This window comes from Massilia sp. YIM B02769, from assembly GCF_030411995.1.
Classification (GTDB): domain Bacteria; phylum Pseudomonadota; class Gammaproteobacteria; order Burkholderiales; family Burkholderiaceae_D; genus Telluria.
The window spans coordinates 43,966-58,956 of record NZ_JASNRC010000015.1; the positions used below are offsets into that span (position 1 = coordinate 43,966).

Genomic DNA, 14,991 nt, shown 5'->3' on the forward strand with positions numbered 1-14,991 from the left:
GCAAACAGCGCATCGTTAGCGTCGTTAGCACCGCACACCGTTCAGACGTCGGCACAGCGATGCGCCAACAATGATCCGTGAACACCGCCAACTATGATCATCGTTCCGCGTGGGCACGGAGTGCCCACCGTACGTTGCGCCGTCAATGTGGCCAACGATGTTCATCATCACCGCGCCGCGGTGATTATTTCGCCACCACATCCTTCGGCGCCGGCTTGGCGCCCGACTTCGACCAGAACTTCCACCACGGCGCGTCGCCGGCGGCGTTCGGGTTCATGAAGCGGCTGTCCGGGTAGTTCAGCAGGAACACGCGCTGGGTGTCGTCGCGCAGGTCGAACATGCCGAGCTTGTCGTACGCGCGGATCATGATGAACAGCGCTTCCTCGCGCGACGGCGATTCGCTGTAGTCGCTGACCGCATTCTGCGCACGGTTGACGGCGGCCATGTAGGCGCCGCGGCGGAAGTAGTAGTTCGCCACGTGCACTTCGTACTGGGCCATCGCGTTGATCAGGTAGTTCAGGCGGGCGATGGCGTCCGGCGCGTACTTGCTGTTCGGGAAGCGGTCGACCAGGGCCTTGAAGGCGGCGAAGGCTTCACGGGTCGCGCGCGGATCGCGTTCGGACGGGTCCTGCGAGTAGATCACGCTCAGGAAGCCGATCTGGTCGTTGAAGTTGATCAGGCCGCGCAGGTAGTACATGTAGTCGACTTGCGCATGGTTCGGGTGCAGCTTGATGAAGCGCTCGACCGCCGCCAGGGCTTCGGCCTGGTCGCGTGCCTTGTAGTGGGCGTAGGCGATTTCCATCTGTGCCTGGGTGGCGTAGGTGCCGAACGGATAGTTCGATTCGAGGCGCTGGAACAGCTTGATTGCCGCATCGTACTGGCCGGCGCTCATCTCTTCGCGTGCCTCAGCGTATAATTTCTCCGCTGACCACTTCTGGGCCTCGTCGGTTTTCGACGGCAACATGCCGCAACCGGACAGGGCCAGCAAGGCACTCGTAGCAACCACCACCAACAATTTTTTTTGCATAGCTTTTTGCAGAAAAGTTTTACCGAGATTCAACGAACGGCTGATTATAGCCGATGGGACTGACGTGATATTAACTCCTGCGCCGAATTCGGCGGATTTGCCCCTGGACCCCGATTTCGACGACGAAATCGTTGCCGAGTTTCCTGCCGCGAGCGGCATCGACCTCTCTCCGATCACCCTGCACCTGGATGCGGACGCCTGCGGCCAGCGCCTCGACAAGGTTGTCGCCGCGCTGGTGCCGCAGTTCTCGCGCAGCCGCCTGCAGCTGTGGTTCGAGGGCGGCCATGTGCTGGTCGACGGCAAGCCGGCCCGCGGCAAGAACACCGCCTACGGCGACGAAACCGTGGTCGTCGAACCGCAGCCGGCGCCCGAGGACACCGCCTTCGCGCCCGAGGCGATCGCCCTGAACATCGTCTATGAAGACGAGCACATCATGGTGATCAACAAGCCGGCCGGCCTGGTCGTGCATCCGGGCGCAGGCAACTGGTCGGGCACGCTGCTGAACGGCCTGCTGCACCACGCGCCACAGCTGGGCTCGGTGCCGCGCGCCGGCATCGTGCACCGCCTCGACAAGGATACCAGCGGCCTGATGGTGGTCGGCAAGACCCTGGCCGCCCAGACCGACCTGGTGCGCCAGCTGCAGGCGCGCACCGTGAAGCGCGAATACTTCGCGCTGGTGTGGGGCACGCCGAACCTGTCGGGCACGATCGATGCGCCGATGGGCCGCCACCCGAAGGACCGCGTCAAGATGGCGGTCTCGACCGGCATGGGCGCCAAGCCGGCGATCACCCATTACGAGCGCGTGGCCGAAGGCATGCTCGACCGCCGTCCGGTCAGCCTGGTGCGCTGCTCGCTGGAAACCGGCCGCACCCACCAGATCCGCGTGCACATGCTGTCGATCGGCTTCGGCCTGGTGGGCGACTCGGTCTACGGCAAGACCCACCTGAGCCCGGTGTTCCACCGCCAGGCGCTGCAGGCGCGCCGCCTCGGCCTGGTGCACCCGGCCACCGGCGAACACTGCGAATGGATCGTGCCGCTGGCCGACGATTTCGCCGAGCTGATCGCCAAGGCCGGCATCGACGAGCCGGAAGCCGCCTGATGGACGCGGCCACGCTCGTCATTCCCGAGTGGCCGGACGCGCCCGCCAATGTCAAGGCGCTGGCCACCACCCGCGCCGGCGGCGTGTCGCAGGGGCCGTATGACGACGGACTCGGCGGCGGCGGGCTGAACCTGGGCCTGCACGTGAACGACGACCCGCAGGCCGTGGCCGAGAACCGCGCGCGCCTGCAGGCCTTGCTGCCGGGCCGGCCGGCCTGGATCTCCCAGGTGCACGGTAACGGCGTGGTCGATGCCGCCAGCGTCGGCCCGGAGCAGCCGGTAAGAATTGGCGACGCCAGCATCGCTACGCAGCCCGGCGTGGTCTGCGCCATCCTCACCGCCGATTGCCTGCCTGTGCTGTTCGCCGACCGCGCCGGCAAGGTGGTGGGCGCGGCGCATGCCGGCTGGCGCGGCCTGGCCGGCGGAGTGCTGGGCGAAACGGTGAAGGCGATGCGGACGGCCGGGGCAGGCGAGATCACCGCCTGGATGGGCCCGGCAATCGGGCCGCTGGCCTTCGAGGTGGGGCAGGACGTGTTCGACAGCTTTGCCGCGGCGCTGCCGGGCGTGGACATCGGCTTTGCCTTCCGCCGCCAGCCTGAGCTCGGCGACAAGTATTTGGCCGACATGTTTGCCCTGGCACGCCTGATGCTGGAACGCGATGGGGTGACCAGCATCGCCGGCGGCATCCACTGCACTGCCACCGAACGCGACCGTTTTTATTCATACCGCCGCGACGGTGTAACGGGGCGCCAGGCGAGTTTGATCTGGCTCAATCAAGTAGGGCCGGGGGCGTCGAGCATACTTTGCTAGTCGCCGCCGCCGCCACCCCCATCGCCGCCGCCACCGTCGCATCCGCCGTTGTCGGCGCTGCCGCTGCCGCAATCGGTGGGGTTATCCGAGGCCGGCAGGAAGAAGCCGTGCGTCATCAGCGGCAAATTGGCATCGGCGCCATCATGGGAAGATGGCGAGCGCGGCGATGCGCCGGCGCGACGCGCGCGCCGCTTTCCCGCCCCGGCGATATAAAAAAGTATAGACAAGGGCAACACGCAATAGCCGAAAAAAGTCATAATTCCGGCAATCACCGAGGTTTCGGTTGCCGCCATCAGGATGACGACATAGGCCCAGCCGACTGCAACGATCCACATGCTTTTCTCCAGTTGACCACCGATTCTAAACAACGGACGCCGACATGAACATGCCCGACCCCCACGCTTTCGCCGCTTCCTGGATGAACCAGCTGACCGACCCGTCGGCCTGGCAAGGATGGCTGAAGATGCCGGCCGCGACTGGCGCCGCCCCCAATCCCCTGAACGGCGCCGCGCTCGGCGCGAATCCGCTGGCCGGCATCCTCAAGGACTTTCAGGTTAGCATCGCTCCGGCGCGCCTGGAAACCTTGCGCCAGGACTATTTGCAGAAAGCGGGCACACTCTGGCAGGAGATGATGCTCGGCAAGACCCCCGAGCTGCACGACCGCCGTTTCTCGGCTTCCGAATGGACGGCGAATCCGTTTTCCGCCTTCTCGGCCGCCTCCTACCTGTTGAACGCCGAGTTCATGCTGGCGCTGGCCGAGGCGGTCGAGGCGCCGCCGCGCGAGCACCAGAAAATCCGCTTCGCGGTGCAGCAGATGGTCGATGCCATGTCGCCGGCCAATTTTCTGGCAACGAATCCGGAAGCGCAGAAGAAACTCATCGAGACCAAGGGCGAAAGCCTCAATCAGGGCTTGCAGAACATGCTGGCCGACATGCAGAAAGGCCGCATCTCGCAGTCCGACGAGTCGGCCTTCGAGGTCGGCGTGAATGTCGCCACCACGCCGGGCCAGGTGGTCTACGAGAACGATCTGTTCCAGCTGATCCAGTACAAGCCAGCGACGCCGACGGTGCGCGCGGTGCCGCTGCTGATGATCCCGCCCTGCATCAACAAGTTCTACATCCTCGACCTGCAGCCGGAAAACTCGGTCGTGCGCTACGTGGTGGAGCAGGGCAATACCGTGTTCATGGTGTCCTGGCGCAACCCCGACAAATCGATGGGCACGCTGGGCTGGGACGATTACGTCGAGCGCGGCGCCATCGAGGCGATCGACGTCGTGCGCAAGATCAGCGGCCAGCCCAAGACCCATGTGTTCGGCTTTTGTGTCGGCGGCACGATTGCCGCCAGTGCGCTGGCGGTGCTGGCGGCGCGCGGCCAGCAGCCGGCGGCCAGCCTCAGCCTGTTGACCACCTTGCTCGATTTCGACGATACCGGCGTGCTCGAAGTGTTCGTCGACGAAGCCCAGGTGGCCTTGCGCGAACAGTCCCTGGCCAAGGGCGGCATCATGCCGGGACGCGACCTGGCGACCACCTTCTCGGCCCTGCGTCCGAACGACCTGGTGTGGAACTACGTGCAGCAGAACTACCTGAAGGGCAAGACCCCGCCGGCCTTCGACCTGCTGTACTGGAACGCCGACAGCACCAATCTGCCGGGGCCGATGTTCTGCTGGTACCTGCGCAACACCTACCTGGAAAACAAGCTCAAGCAACCGGGGAAGCTGACCGTCTGCGGCGAGCAGGTCGACCTGGGCCGCATCGACGCGCCGGTCTTCATCTACGGCTCGAAGGAAGACCACATCGTGCCCTGGACCGCCGCGTTCGCCTCGATGAACCTGCTGAACCCGAAGAAAGCCAAGGCGAACCGCTTCGTGCTGGGCGCCTCCGGCCACATCGCCGGCGTGATCAATCCGGCCTCGAAGGGCAAGCGCAGCTACTGGACCAATGACAAGAACGGCAAGACCCGTCCGCGCACGCCGCAGGACTGGTTCGCCGGCGCGGTCGAGCACAAGGGCAGCTGGTGGCCGGAATGGGCGCGCTTCCTGCAGGAAAACGGCGGGGCGGAAGTGCCGGCGCCTGCCCAGGCCGGCAACGCGGACTACCTGCCGTCCGAGCCGGCGCCGGGGCGCTACGTCAAGGTCCGCGCTGACTGATGAGCGTGCGGGTATTGCCTAGACATAAATTGAGTGGTAAAACCGTTAATTGCTGCACCTGCACCAGCAATTCCGGATTGCTGGACCTGTAGCGGTACGAGGAGACAGCAGGAACCGGTAGAAACCGGCTGCATGGTCATCATTCAAAAGCGCGGCCGACGAAGCCTGGCGCAACTTAGGAAATGAGATGAGTAGTGCAAAAAACAGTACTGAACGCCTGATCAAGAAATACCCGAACCGTCGCCTGTACGACACCCAGACCAGCTCCTACATCACCCTGACGGATGTGAAGCAGCTGGTGCTCGATGCCGACGAGTTCACCGTGGTCGACGCCAAGTCGAACGAGGACCTGACCCGCAGCATCCTGCTGCAGATCATTCTCGAAGAGGAGGCGAACGGCGTGCCGATGTTCTCGAGCTCGGTGCTGGCCCAGATCATCCGCTACTACGGCCACGCCATGCAGGGCATGATGGGTTCCTACCTGGAAAAGAACGTCCAGGCGTTCACCGACATCCAGAACAAGTTCACCAGCAACGCCGCCGGCGCCCTGGAAGGCAAGCCTTTCAGTCCGGAGATGTGGACCCAGTTCATGAACGTCCAGGGTCCGATGATGCAAGGCATGATGAACAACTACATCGACCAGAGCAAGAATTTGTTCGTGCAGATGCAGGAGCAGATGCAGAACCAGAGCAAGGCCTTGTTCAGCGCCTTCCCGTTCCCGCCGGTTCCGCCGACCGACAAGAAATAACGCGTGGTAGGGTGGGTTCTTCGAACCCACCACGGTCGGCACGACGCACCTGCGTACAACACCTCCGCCTCGCGGCGGACGGCAAAAACGGCCCCCCGGTTTTCCGGGAGCGCCGCTTCGGGTACAATCGCGGATTGCCCAGAACATTTGCCGTCCTCTCCATGACTGAACTCCGTCGCAATCCTCTCCCCACCAGTATCGATATCGCCACCGGCGCCCAAGTGGCCCCGAAGGTCGGCTTCGTCTCGCTCGGCTGCCCGAAGGCGCTGGTCGATTCCGAGCAGATCCTGACCCAGCTGCGTGCGGAGGGCTACCAGACCGCCAAGTCCTACGAGGGCGCCGACCTGGTGATCGTCAACACCTGCGGCTTCATCGACGCCGCGGTGCAGGAGTCGCTCGACGCCATCGGCGAAGCCCTGGCCGAGAACGGCAAAGTGATCGTCACCGGCTGCCTGGGCGCGAAGAAGGATGCGGCAGGTGACGACATCATCACCAAGGTGCACCCGAAGGTGCTGGCCGTGACCGGCCCGCACGCCGTGACCGAAGTCATGGAATCGGTGCACCTGCACCTGCCGAAGCCGCACGACCCCTTCATCGACCTGGTGCCGGACCACGGCGTCAAGCTGACGCCGAAGCACTACGCCTACCTGAAGATTTCCGAAGGCTGCAACCACCGCTGCAGCTTCTGCATCATCCCGTCGATGCGCGGCGACCTGGTCTCGCGCCCGATCCATGAAGTCCTGATCGAGGCCGAAAACCTGTTCAAGGCCGGCGTCAAGGAACTGCTGGTGATCTCGCAGGATACCTCGGCCTACGGCGTCGACGTGAAGTTCCGCACCGGCTTCTGGAACGGCCGCCCGATCAAGACCCACATGACGCAACTGGTGGAAGCCCTGGGCCAGCTGGCGCGCCAGTACGACGCCTGGGTGCGCCTGCACTACGTCTACCCGTATCCGCACGTCGACCAGGCGATCCCGCTGATGGGCGACGGCCACGTCCTGCCTTACCTGGACATCCCGATGCAGCACGCGCACCCGGACGTCCTGAAGCGCATGAAGCGTCCGGCCAGCGGCGAAAAGAACCTGGACCGCATCCTGGCCTGGCGCAAGATGAACCCGGACCTGACGATCCGCTCGACCTTCATCGCCGGCTTCCCGGGCGAGACGGAAGAAGAGTTCGAGTACCTGCTGGACTTCCTGCGCGAAGCGCAGATCGACCGCCTGGGCTGCTTCGCCTACTCGCCGGTGGAAGGCGCGACGGCCAACGAACTCGCGAACCCGGTGCCGGAAGCCGTGCGCGAAGAACGCCGCGCGCGCGTCATGCTGCTGCAGGAAGAAATCTCGGCCAAGCGCCTGCAGGCGAAGGTCGGCAAGACCATCCGCGTGATCATCGACGAAGTCAATCCGCGCGAAGCCATCGGACGCTCGGCTGCCGACGCGCCGGAAATCGACGGCGTCGTCCACATCAAGCGCTCGCTGGTGCCGGGCAAGGCCAAGCTGGCCGTCGGCCAGTTCGCCGACGTCATCGTCACCAAGGCCGACGCCCACGACCTGTGGGCTAGCGTCGCGTAAATGATCGTCAAGCCGGGCCCGGAAATCGGCCCGGTTTTCGTAGGGTGGGCTCTTGAGCCCACGCTGTATAGCACTCTAGAAATGCCGGCCGCTGTCAGTACTAGCAGCGCCGGCATTGTCTTTTCAAGCGAACGAAATCACCTCGAACGAAAGGGCCCCCATGACCAAGAAGTCCCTCCAAACCACCCTTGTCCACACCGACTACACCGCGCCGGCCGGCTTCGACGCCTATCCCCCTGGCATCCACCGCGCCTCCACCGTCCTGTTCGAAAACGTAGCGGCCCTGCGTTCCGGCGACTGGAAGAACAAGACCGCCTACACCTACGGCCTGCACGGCACGCCGACCACCTTCACGCTGGAAGCGCGCCTCGCCGAAATCGAAGGCGGCGCCCACTGCCTGCTCGCGCCGTCGGGCCTGTCCGCGATCTCGATGGTCGACTTCGCCTTCCTGAAAAGCGGCGACGATGTCCTGCTCCCGGATAACGTCTACAACCCGAACCGCGAACTCGGCCGCTGGCTGCAGCAGGACTTCGGCATCACCGCGCGCTACTACGACCCCATGGTCGGCGCCGGCATCGCCGAGCTGATCCAGCCGAACACGAAGCTGATCTGGACCGAAGCCCCCGGTTCGGTGTCGATGGAAGTGCCCGACCTGCGCGCGATCTGCGCCGCCGCCCACGCCCAGGGCGTGCTGGTGGCGCTGGACAACACCTGGTCCGCCGGCCTGGCCCTGCGCGGCTTCGACCTCGGCGTCGACATCGTCATGCACGCGCTGACCAAGTACCAGTCGGGCGGCTCGGATCTGCTGATGGGCGCCGTCATCACGCACGAGCGCGCCGTGCACGACAAACTGGCCACGGCCCACATGCGCCTCGGCCTGGGCGTCAGCCCCGACGACGCGTATTTGATCATGCGCGGCCTGCCGACCATGAAGCTGCGTTTCGAGGCCCACGACCGGGCGGCGCGCAAGGTGGCGGCCTGGCTGAAGGCGCGTCCGGAGATCGTGCGCGTGCTGCATCCGGCCTTCGAGGAGTGTCCGGGGCATGAGAACTGGAAGCGCGATTTCACGGGCGCGGGAGGGCTGTTCTCGGTGATCTTCGACGAGCGGTATACCGAGGCGCAGACGGACCGCTTCGTCGATTCGCTGGCGCTGTTCGGGCTGGGGTATAGCTGGGGCGGGGCGAACAGCCTGGTGGTGCCCTACAAGATGCAGGCGATTCGCCGCGACTGGCAGGAGAAGGGGACGCTGGTGCGCTTTAATATCGGGCTGGAAGAGCCGGATGATTTGATTGCGGATATCGAGCGGGCGCTCGGGAAGATGTGATGCTGGGGCTGCGGGCTTCGGTGACGCCGGCTTTGCGTTGATGAGGCGACAAGGTGGGTACAAGTACCCACCCTACGCAACCTGCCAATTGTAGGGTGGGTACTTGTACCCACCATTGAGGCGTTCGAACAATCGAAACTTGGCCGGGACGCCACAAACGCCTCAGCCACCAAGCGATTTACTGCTTCAGCACGCGGCGCAAGGTCGCCGACAAATCCTCGGCCGAGAACTTGGCCACATACGCATCCGCGCCCACGTTCTTGACGTGCTCCTCGTTCGTGGTCCCCGACAGCGACGAGTGGATCACCACCGGGATACTCCCGAAGCGCGCATTCTTCTTGACGTTGCGGGTCAAGGTAAAACCATCCATCTCCGGCATCTCGAGGTCGGTCAGCACCAGGGCCACCTTGTCGTTGATGCTCTTGCCCTCGGCTTCGGCCTGGGCGGCGATGCTGTTCAGCTGGTCCCAGCATTCCTTGCCGCTCTTGGTCATCACGTAAGGCAGGCCCATCGCGTCCAGGCCCTGCTCGATCAGCGCGCGCGCCACGACCGAATCGTCGGCCGCCAGCACGATCGAACCAGGCTTGATCTGGATCTTGGCGCCGACTGCCTGCTGGCTGATATCCGGGCCGGAGTCCGGGTTCATGTTGCGCAGGATGGTTTCCACGTCCAGCACCTGGGCCAGGCGGCCCGGTTCGCCGTTTTCGCCATCGAGGCGGGCGATGCTGGTGACCATGCCGCTGCCGGCGCTCTTTTCGGCCGACATCACCTGGCTCCAGTCGAGGCGCACGATCTCCTCGACGCTTTCTACCGCAAAGGCCTGGGTTGTGCGGGCGAACTCGGTCACCAGCATGATGTTCAGGCCCGTCTTCGGCTTGACGCCGGCAATCGCCGGCAGGTCGAGTACCTGGATGATCTGGCCGCGCAGGTTGACCACGCCCAGCACGTGCGCCGGCGAACCGGCCACCGCGGTGATCGCCGGCATGGCGACGATCTCGCGGATCTTGAATACGTTGATGCCGAACAGCTCGCTACGCTCGCCATGCTCGTCGCCGCCAAGGCGGAACAGCAGTAGCTCGAATTTGTTGGTGCCCGTAAGGTTGCTGCGCTCGTCGACTTCCTGCTGTACCGATTTCATATTTCGCCCTGGAGTGAGTGATGCCTTCAGGCAAGCATTCTAGCTGCGAATTTGCCGAAATGTGTAAAGACGAACTCAAAGAGGCATCGGTTTGTTGCTGTTCAGATCCAAAAAACCACGAATCAGCCGATAGGCCTTCCAAACCCAGGCCACGCCCCATATCAGGAAGGCAAGCGGGATGCCGACCACGGTGGCAAACAGGATGCCGCCGACCACCATCCACAGCACGTAATACCAGAAAGAACGGATCATCCAGCTGTGGTGGCTGTAGACCAGGCCGACCGTCTCCGGGCGTTTGATGTAATTGACGATCACCGGCAGGATCGACAAGGTGCCGAGCGAGAAGAAGAAGGTGGCGGCGTGCACCAGGTAGAGGATGCGCGCGAGTTGCTTGGCGTCTTCGGTATCGCCATCGAGTACGAGTTGTTGCGACATGCTGGCTCTCCTTCGGGATGGTCCGGGTTGATCCGATATGCCCCGATTGTAGCAGCGGGGCGTGGCAATTTCGCCAACGCTGCGCCAAGCGTGCGCGGCCTCCTTACAGCTGGGACTGGACCCAGGCGGCAATGCGGCCGGCGTCCATCGCCCCGGCCTGGCGCGCGATTTCGCGCCCGCCCTTGAACAAGGCCAGCGTCGGAATACTGCGGATCGCAAAGCGCGCCGACACGTCCTGGGCGCGCTCGGTATCGACTTTCAACAGGCGCAGCTGCGGTTCCAGGCGCTGCGCGGCCTGGGCGTAATGCGGCGCCATCATCTTGCACGGCCCGCACCACTCGGCCCAGAAGTCGACCAGCACCGGGATATCGTTGCGGCTGATGTGACGGTTAAATTGCTCGGACGTCACGTCGAGCGGTTTGCCGTTGAACAGGGTTTGCGCGCACTTGCCGCAGACCGGGTTGTCGGACAGGCGCGCCGGCGCCAGGCGGTTGATGGCCTCGCATTGGGGGCAGACGATATGGATGGGGTCGCTCACTGGTTCTCCTCGGCTTGCATGGTTGCTGTTGCCGTGATTGTAAGCTGCCCGCAGCCGGGGCGTCGTCCGCTCGCACGGGCGCCGCGGCGGCCCAAGCATGCGCCGCAGGAAGGGCGTCGGGCATAGAATGATTCTTACTATTATTGCAAAACGCCGCATGAGCACACCCCAGCACGCCTGTACCCACCTGATCGGCTGCGCCGGCTGGAGCATCCACAAGGATGCCGCCGCCGCATTCCCCATCGAAGGCAGCCACCTCGAACGCTACGCCGCCGTATTCCCGATGGTCGAGATCAATACCTCCTTTTACCGGCCCCATCAACCGAAGACCTACGCGCGCTGGGCCGAGAGCGTGCCCGATGCTTTCCGTTTCGCGGTCAAGGTGCCGCGCGCCGTCACCCACGACGCGGCGCTGCAGGACGTCGACGCCTCCCTCGATCGCTTTGCCGGCGAAGTGAAGGCGCTGGGCCACAAGCTCGGCGCGCTGCTGGTGCAGTTGCCGCCCAAGTTCGGCTTCCACGACGTGACGGTGCGTGATTTCTTCCTGCGCCTGCAGGAGCGTTTCGATTGCATGCTCGCCTGCGAAGGGCGCCACCCGAGCTGGTTCAGCGACACCGCCACCGAACTGCTGCGCGAGCGCGGCGTCACGCGCGTGATCGCCGATCCGGCAGCGGGCCAGCCGGGGCCGCATGTGCCGACCACCCAGGACATCTACATGCGCCTGCACGGCACGCCGCGCATTTATTACTCGGCCTATTCGCCTGAATTCCTGGCGGCGCTGGTGCGCGAGCTGGAGGGATACAGGGCGGCGGGGCGCCGGGCCTGGGTCGTCTTCGACAACACGGCGGCCTTCGAGGCGGTTCCGAACGCGCTCGACGTGTTGCGTGCGTGCCGGGACGGAACGCCCCTGGCGCTGTAATACTGCGATACTGCGGCCATGGTCACGGCGACGTTCCGCTTCTACGATGAACTGGGCGACTTCCTGCCGCGCGAGCGGCGCGGACGCGATTTCAGTTCGCCCTGCGCGCGCGCCGCCACCGTCAAGCACATGGTCGAGGCGCTGGGCGTGCCGCACACCGAGGTTGGGCTCATCCTCGTCGACGGCGAATCGAGCGGATTCGAGCGTTTGCTGGAAGAGGGCGACCGGGTCGCGGTCTACCCGGCGTTCTCGACATTGGACGTGACGGCGCTGACGCGGGTGCCGCGCTTGTCGCCAGGCGAACAGCAGGCGCCGCCGCGCTTCGTGGCCGATGCCCATCTCGGCGGCCTGGCGCGCCTGCTGCGCATGGCTGGTTTCGACACGCTGTACGACAACCATTACGGCGACGACGAGATCGTCGCCATCGCGGCCGACGAGGACCGCGTGGTCCTGACGCGCGACCGCGAGCTACTGAAGCGCCGCGCTGTCGTCCAGGGCTGCTACCTGCATGCGATCAAGCCGGCAGAACAATTCCGCGAACTCTACGACAGGCTGGCCCTTGCCGCCAGCGCCAGGCCGTTTTCACTGTGCCTGCACTGCAACCTGGCCTTGCGCGCGGTCGACAAGGCATTCGTGCTGGACGCGCTGCCGCCTTCGGTGCGCGAACTGCACGACGAGTTCCATACCTGCGACGCCTGCCGGCGCGTGTTCTGGAAGGGGTCGCACCACAAGCGCATGTGCGCTTTGCTCGATGCGGTGGCGGGCGCCGCACGCGTGACGGAAGGAGGCGCGGCATGAACGTTGCGGCTGTCAATCTGCCTTTCCCGGTGCGCGTCGAATGCCCGCCCGGCGCCTGCAGCTGCGATTACGAACGGGTGCTGGCCGATCCGCAGGCCGACCACCGGCCGCTGGCGATCGACCGCAAGCAGGAACAAAACCTGATCGCACGCATCGAACGGGTCGACAGCTATGCCGACCTGCAGCACGTACAGGCCCTGATCCGCAAGAACGTCGGCGCGGAGTTGCGCATCGAACCGGGGCCGAACGAAGTGCGCACGGTGCGCGGCATCATCGTCGTGCTCGAGGAAAAGCCCGGACTGTGCAGGAAAGTGCGGCAATCGGTGCCGGCGGCGGTGCGCCGGCTGCTGCAGGAACGGCCCGAGATTGCCTATGCCATCCTGGATGCGCATGACCTGTTCGGACGTCCCTGACCGTCTACATCTTGACCAGGTACTTCAGGATCATGCCGACCACCAGCGACGCCGCCATCAGCAGCGACAGGCCGCCGTGCAGCGCATCGCTGCCGATCGACACCTCGCGCGACATTTCTTCCTTGCTGATCTTGCCGGCGCGCGTGAGCACGACCGGGCGCAGCAGGCCCTGGATGCCGAGCAGGATCAGGCCGAAGCCGACCAGGGATTCGCCGACCAGGCCGCGCTGCAGGCCGAGGAACAGGCCGCTGACGCCCAGGATCATCCCGAACAGGAACCAGAAAGCGCGCGAGCCGGAATAGCGGTTGAGTTTGGAGAAGTCCATGGCTGAATGAGAGCGTAAAGCTGGACATTATAACGGCGCACCGGGCCGCCGCTGGCGCGTCGGCCAGCGCGATCCGAACACGACCAGCGCCAGCGACAGCACCACCAGCACGATGCCGGCCCATTGCCAGGGCGTGATGCGTTCGCCCAGCCCGAGCATGCCGGCAGCGATCCCGACCACCGGCACGGCCAGGCTGAAGGGCGCAACCCGGTTGGCCGGATGGCGTTTCAGGAGTCCGGTCCACATCGCATAGCCGAGGATGGTGGCGAACCAGCCAAGGTAGGCAAGCGAGGCCCAGGAGGTAAGCGACAGGCCGCGCCAGTCCCAGCGCGTGGCGGGCGGATCGAAGGCGAGTGAGAGCAGCACGAAAGGCAGCACCGGCACCAGGCTGCTCCAGACCATGAAAGGCAGTACGTCGAAGTCCGGCGCCGCCGTACGCGCCCGGCGCACCACGATGTTCGAGGCCGCCCACATCGCCGCCGATGCCACCGTGAGGAGAAAACCGGCCAGGGTGACGCCGGCGCCGCCGCGTGTGGCGAAGTCCAGGCAGAAGCAGCCCAGCCCGAGCGCGGCGATTGCCATCGCCGCTTGCAGGGGGCGGCCGACCCGTTCGCCCAGCAGGACGAAGCCGAACAGCGCAGTGAAGAAGACCTGCATCTGCAGGATCACCGAGGCGAGCGAAGCCGACATGCCGGCGCGCAGCGCCAGGAACAGCAGGCCGAACTGGCAGACGCCCTGGGTCAGGCCGTACAGCAGCACCCAGCGCGCCGCCAGCCGTGGCGGACGCACGAACAGGGCCAGCGGCAAAAAGGCCAGCAGGTAGCGTCCCGCGCCCAGCTGAAAGGGCGTCAGTTCGCGCAGGCCGAGTTTCATGGCCACGAAATTCGTGCCCCAGACCAGCACCACGCAGCCGGCGGCGAGGTAGTCGCGCGCCGCCAGCCCTGCCGTGCCGGCTGGCGCAGGGCCGGACTCAGTGCGCGTGGCCGCCCCCGAGGTAGGCCGCCACCACCTTCGGATCGTGCTTCAGGCTCTCCGCCGGGCCGTGCACCGAGATGCGGCCGTTCTCCAGGACGTAGCCATAATCGGCCACGTTCAGTGCGGCCGCCGCGAACTGCTCGACCAGCAGCATCGTCACGCCTTCGGACTTCAGGCGCGTGATGATGCGGAACACCTCTTCCACCAGGATCGGCGCCAGGCCCATCGAAGGTTCGTCGAGCAGCACCACGTCCGGGTTCAGCATGACCGCGCGCGCCATGGCCAGCATCTGCTGCTCGCCGCCGGACAGGGTGCCGGCCAGCTGCTCGCGCCGCTCCTTCAGGCGCGGGAAGAGTTCCATTGCCCGTTCCAGGTCGTGCGCGACGTCGCCTTTCGGCCGCGCGCGGGTAAAGCGCGGAAAGGCGCCGAGCAGCAGGTTGTCGGTGACGCTCATGGTGGCGAACACGCGCCGGCCTTCCGGCGAGTGCGCCAGGCCGCTGCGCGCGATGCGGTGCGAATCCAGCCCGGTGATGTCTTTCCCGTCCAGCGTCACCTTGCCGCCGCGCGGCTTGATCATGCCGGAAATGGCGCGCATGGTGGTGGTCTTGCCGGCGCCGTTCGAGCCGATCAGGGTCACCAGGCTGCCCTTCGGCACGTCGAGCGAGATGCCGTGCAGGACCTGCACCTTGCCGTAGGCCGCTTCCAGATTTTGTATGCTCAGCATGC

General features: G+C 65.2%; 17 protein-coding genes. 9 read left to right on the forward strand and 8 right to left on the reverse strand.

Features of this window, described 5'->3' with window-relative positions; genetic code table 11:
• Nucleotides 1-184 precede the first annotated feature (184 nt).
• Complete coding sequence (locus tag QPK31_RS21995; RefSeq protein WP_290425025.1) at nt 185-1,027, reverse strand: outer membrane protein assembly factor BamD; 843 nt, start codon at nt 1,025-1,027, stop codon at nt 185-187.
• Nucleotides 1,028-1,091: 64 nt separating this feature from the next.
• On the opposite strand from QPK31_RS21995, the gene QPK31_RS22000 reads away from it, so the two are divergent.
• Complete coding sequence (locus QPK31_RS22000) at nt 1,092-2,126, forward strand: RluA family pseudouridine synthase (protein WP_290425026.1); 1,035 nt, start codon at nt 1,092-1,094, stop codon at nt 2,124-2,126.
• On the forward strand, nt 2,126-2,935 hold the full coding sequence (gene pgeF, locus QPK31_RS22005; RefSeq protein ID WP_290425027.1) for a peptidoglycan editing factor PgeF: 810 nt from the start codon (nt 2,126-2,128) through the stop codon (nt 2,933-2,935). The genes QPK31_RS22000 and pgeF overlap by 1 nt, the downstream gene beginning before the upstream one ends.
• Here the strand turns inward: pgeF and QPK31_RS22010 are convergent.
• Entirely contained in the window at nt 2,932-3,270 is a 339-nt protein-coding gene (locus tag QPK31_RS22010) for a hypothetical protein (protein WP_290425028.1), read from the reverse strand. The two genes, pgeF and QPK31_RS22010, sit on opposite strands and share 4 nt — an antisense overlap.
• A 44-nt stretch (nt 3,271-3,314) precedes the next feature.
• Between QPK31_RS22010 and phaC the strand changes: the two genes are divergently transcribed.
• The 4 genes from phaC to QPK31_RS22030 all read left to right on the forward strand — a co-directional run bounded on the left by phaC (nt 3,315) and on the right by QPK31_RS22030 (nt 8,724).
• A complete protein-coding gene (gene phaC, locus QPK31_RS22015) occupies nt 3,315-5,081 on the forward strand; it encodes a class I poly(R)-hydroxyalkanoic acid synthase (RefSeq protein WP_290425029.1) in 1,767 nt (588 codons plus the stop codon).
• 187 nt (nt 5,082-5,268) lie between these two features.
• A complete protein-coding gene (phaR, locus tag QPK31_RS22020; RefSeq protein ID WP_229435373.1) occupies nt 5,269-5,829 on the forward strand; it encodes a polyhydroxyalkanoate synthesis repressor PhaR in 561 nt (186 codons plus the stop codon).
• Nucleotides 5,830-5,990: 161 nt separating this feature from the next.
• Complete coding sequence (rimO, locus tag QPK31_RS22025; protein WP_290425030.1) at nt 5,991-7,400, forward strand: 30S ribosomal protein S12 methylthiotransferase RimO; 1,410 nt, start codon at nt 5,991-5,993, stop codon at nt 7,398-7,400.
• A gap of 160 nt (nt 7,401-7,560) precedes the next feature.
• On the forward strand, nt 7,561-8,724 hold the full coding sequence (locus QPK31_RS22030; RefSeq protein WP_290425031.1) for a cystathionine beta-lyase: 1,164 nt from the start codon (nt 7,561-7,563) through the stop codon (nt 8,722-8,724).
• 178 nt (nt 8,725-8,902) lie between these two features.
• Here QPK31_RS22030 and QPK31_RS22035 read toward each other — a convergent pair whose 3' ends face one another.
• The 3 genes from QPK31_RS22035 to trxC all read right to left on the reverse strand — a co-directional run bounded on the left by QPK31_RS22035 (nt 8,903) and on the right by trxC (nt 10,835).
• Nucleotides 8,903-9,862 carry a chemotaxis protein gene (locus QPK31_RS22035; RefSeq protein WP_290425032.1) on the reverse strand — a complete coding sequence of 320 codons (960 nt, stop codon included), beginning with the start codon at nt 9,860-9,862 and terminating at the stop codon, nt 8,903-8,905.
• 75 nt (nt 9,863-9,937) lie between these two features.
• A complete protein-coding gene (locus QPK31_RS22040; protein ID WP_290425033.1) occupies nt 9,938-10,297 on the reverse strand; it encodes a hypothetical protein in 360 nt (119 codons plus the stop codon).
• A 103-nt stretch (nt 10,298-10,400) separates the two neighbouring features.
• Nucleotides 10,401-10,835, reverse strand: coding sequence for a thioredoxin TrxC (trxC, locus tag QPK31_RS22045; protein WP_290425034.1), 435 nt, complete (start codon nt 10,833-10,835; stop codon nt 10,401-10,403).
• 157 nt (nt 10,836-10,992) lie between these two features.
• On the opposite strand from trxC, the gene QPK31_RS22050 reads away from it, so the two are divergent.
• Genes QPK31_RS22050 through QPK31_RS22060 form a run of 3 tightly spaced genes read left to right on the forward strand, consistent with a single transcriptional unit; the run spans nt 10,993 to nt 12,965 of the window.
• Nucleotides 10,993-11,754, forward strand: a complete 762-nt coding sequence (locus QPK31_RS22050) for a DUF72 domain-containing protein (RefSeq protein ID WP_290425035.1) — start codon at nt 10,993-10,995, stop codon at nt 11,752-11,754.
• An 18-nt stretch (nt 11,755-11,772) separates the two neighbouring features.
• Nucleotides 11,773-12,552 (forward strand): Mut7-C RNAse domain-containing protein, encoded by a 780-nt coding sequence (locus tag QPK31_RS22055; RefSeq protein WP_290425036.1) that lies wholly within the window; start codon nt 11,773-11,775, stop codon nt 12,550-12,552.
• On the forward strand, nt 12,549-12,965 hold the full coding sequence (locus tag QPK31_RS22060) for a hypothetical protein (protein WP_290425037.1): 417 nt from the start codon (nt 12,549-12,551) through the stop codon (nt 12,963-12,965). The genes QPK31_RS22055 and QPK31_RS22060 overlap by 4 nt, the downstream gene beginning before the upstream one ends.
• Nucleotides 12,966-12,969: 4 nt before the next feature.
• On the opposite strand, the gene QPK31_RS22065 is transcribed toward QPK31_RS22060, so the two are convergent.
• The 3 genes from QPK31_RS22065 to QPK31_RS22075 form a co-directional block, all read right to left on the reverse strand.
• Complete coding sequence (locus QPK31_RS22065; RefSeq protein WP_290425038.1) at nt 12,970-13,290, reverse strand: hypothetical protein; 321 nt, start codon at nt 13,288-13,290, stop codon at nt 12,970-12,972.
• A 27-nt stretch (nt 13,291-13,317) separates the two neighbouring features.
• On the reverse strand, nt 13,318-14,196 hold the full coding sequence (locus QPK31_RS22070) for an EamA family transporter (protein ID WP_374045833.1): 879 nt from the start codon (nt 14,194-14,196) through the stop codon (nt 13,318-13,320).
• Nucleotides 14,197-14,260: 64 nt separating this feature from the next.
• Nucleotides 14,261-14,989, reverse strand: coding sequence for an ABC transporter ATP-binding protein (locus tag QPK31_RS22075; protein ID WP_290425039.1), 729 nt, complete (start codon nt 14,987-14,989; stop codon nt 14,261-14,263).
• Nucleotides 14,990-14,991 lie beyond the last annotated feature (2 nt).

Coding starts and splice junctions, on each gene's coding strand:
- rimO (WP_290425030.1), top strand. CDS start 5,991: ATGACTGAACTCCGTCGCAATCCTCTCCCCACCAGTATCGATATCGCC.
- QPK31_RS22050 (WP_290425035.1), top strand. CDS start 10,993: ATGAGCACACCCCAGCACGCCTGTACCCACCTGATCGGCTGCGCCGGC.
- QPK31_RS21995 (WP_290425025.1), bottom strand. CDS start 1,027: ATGCAAAAAAAATTGTTGGTGGTGGTTGCTACGAGTGCCTTGCTGGCC.
- phaR (WP_229435373.1), top strand. CDS start 5,269: ATGAGTAGTGCAAAAAACAGTACTGAACGCCTGATCAAGAAATACCCG.
- QPK31_RS22035 (WP_290425032.1), bottom strand. CDS start 9,862: ATGAAATCGGTACAGCAGGAAGTCGACGAGCGCAGCAACCTTACGGGC.
- QPK31_RS22040 (WP_290425033.1), bottom strand. CDS start 10,297: ATGTCGCAACAACTCGTACTCGATGGCGATACCGAAGACGCCAAGCAA.
- phaC (WP_290425029.1), top strand. CDS start 3,315: ATGAACATGCCCGACCCCCACGCTTTCGCCGCTTCCTGGATGAACCAG.
- pgeF (WP_290425027.1), top strand. CDS start 2,126: ATGGACGCGGCCACGCTCGTCATTCCCGAGTGGCCGGACGCGCCCGCC.
- QPK31_RS22065 (WP_290425038.1), bottom strand. CDS start 13,290: ATGGACTTCTCCAAACTCAACCGCTATTCCGGCTCGCGCGCTTTCTGG.
- QPK31_RS22030 (WP_290425031.1), top strand. CDS start 7,561: ATGACCAAGAAGTCCCTCCAAACCACCCTTGTCCACACCGACTACACC.
- QPK31_RS22055 (WP_290425036.1), top strand. CDS start 11,773: ATGGTCACGGCGACGTTCCGCTTCTACGATGAACTGGGCGACTTCCTG.
- QPK31_RS22075 (WP_290425039.1), bottom strand. CDS start 14,989: ATGCTGAGCATACAAAATCTGGAAGCGGCCTACGGCAAGGTGCAGGTC.
- QPK31_RS22010 (WP_290425028.1), bottom strand. CDS start 3,270: ATGTGGATCGTTGCAGTCGGCTGGGCCTATGTCGTCATCCTGATGGCG.
- QPK31_RS22060 (WP_290425037.1), top strand. CDS start 12,549: ATGAACGTTGCGGCTGTCAATCTGCCTTTCCCGGTGCGCGTCGAATGC.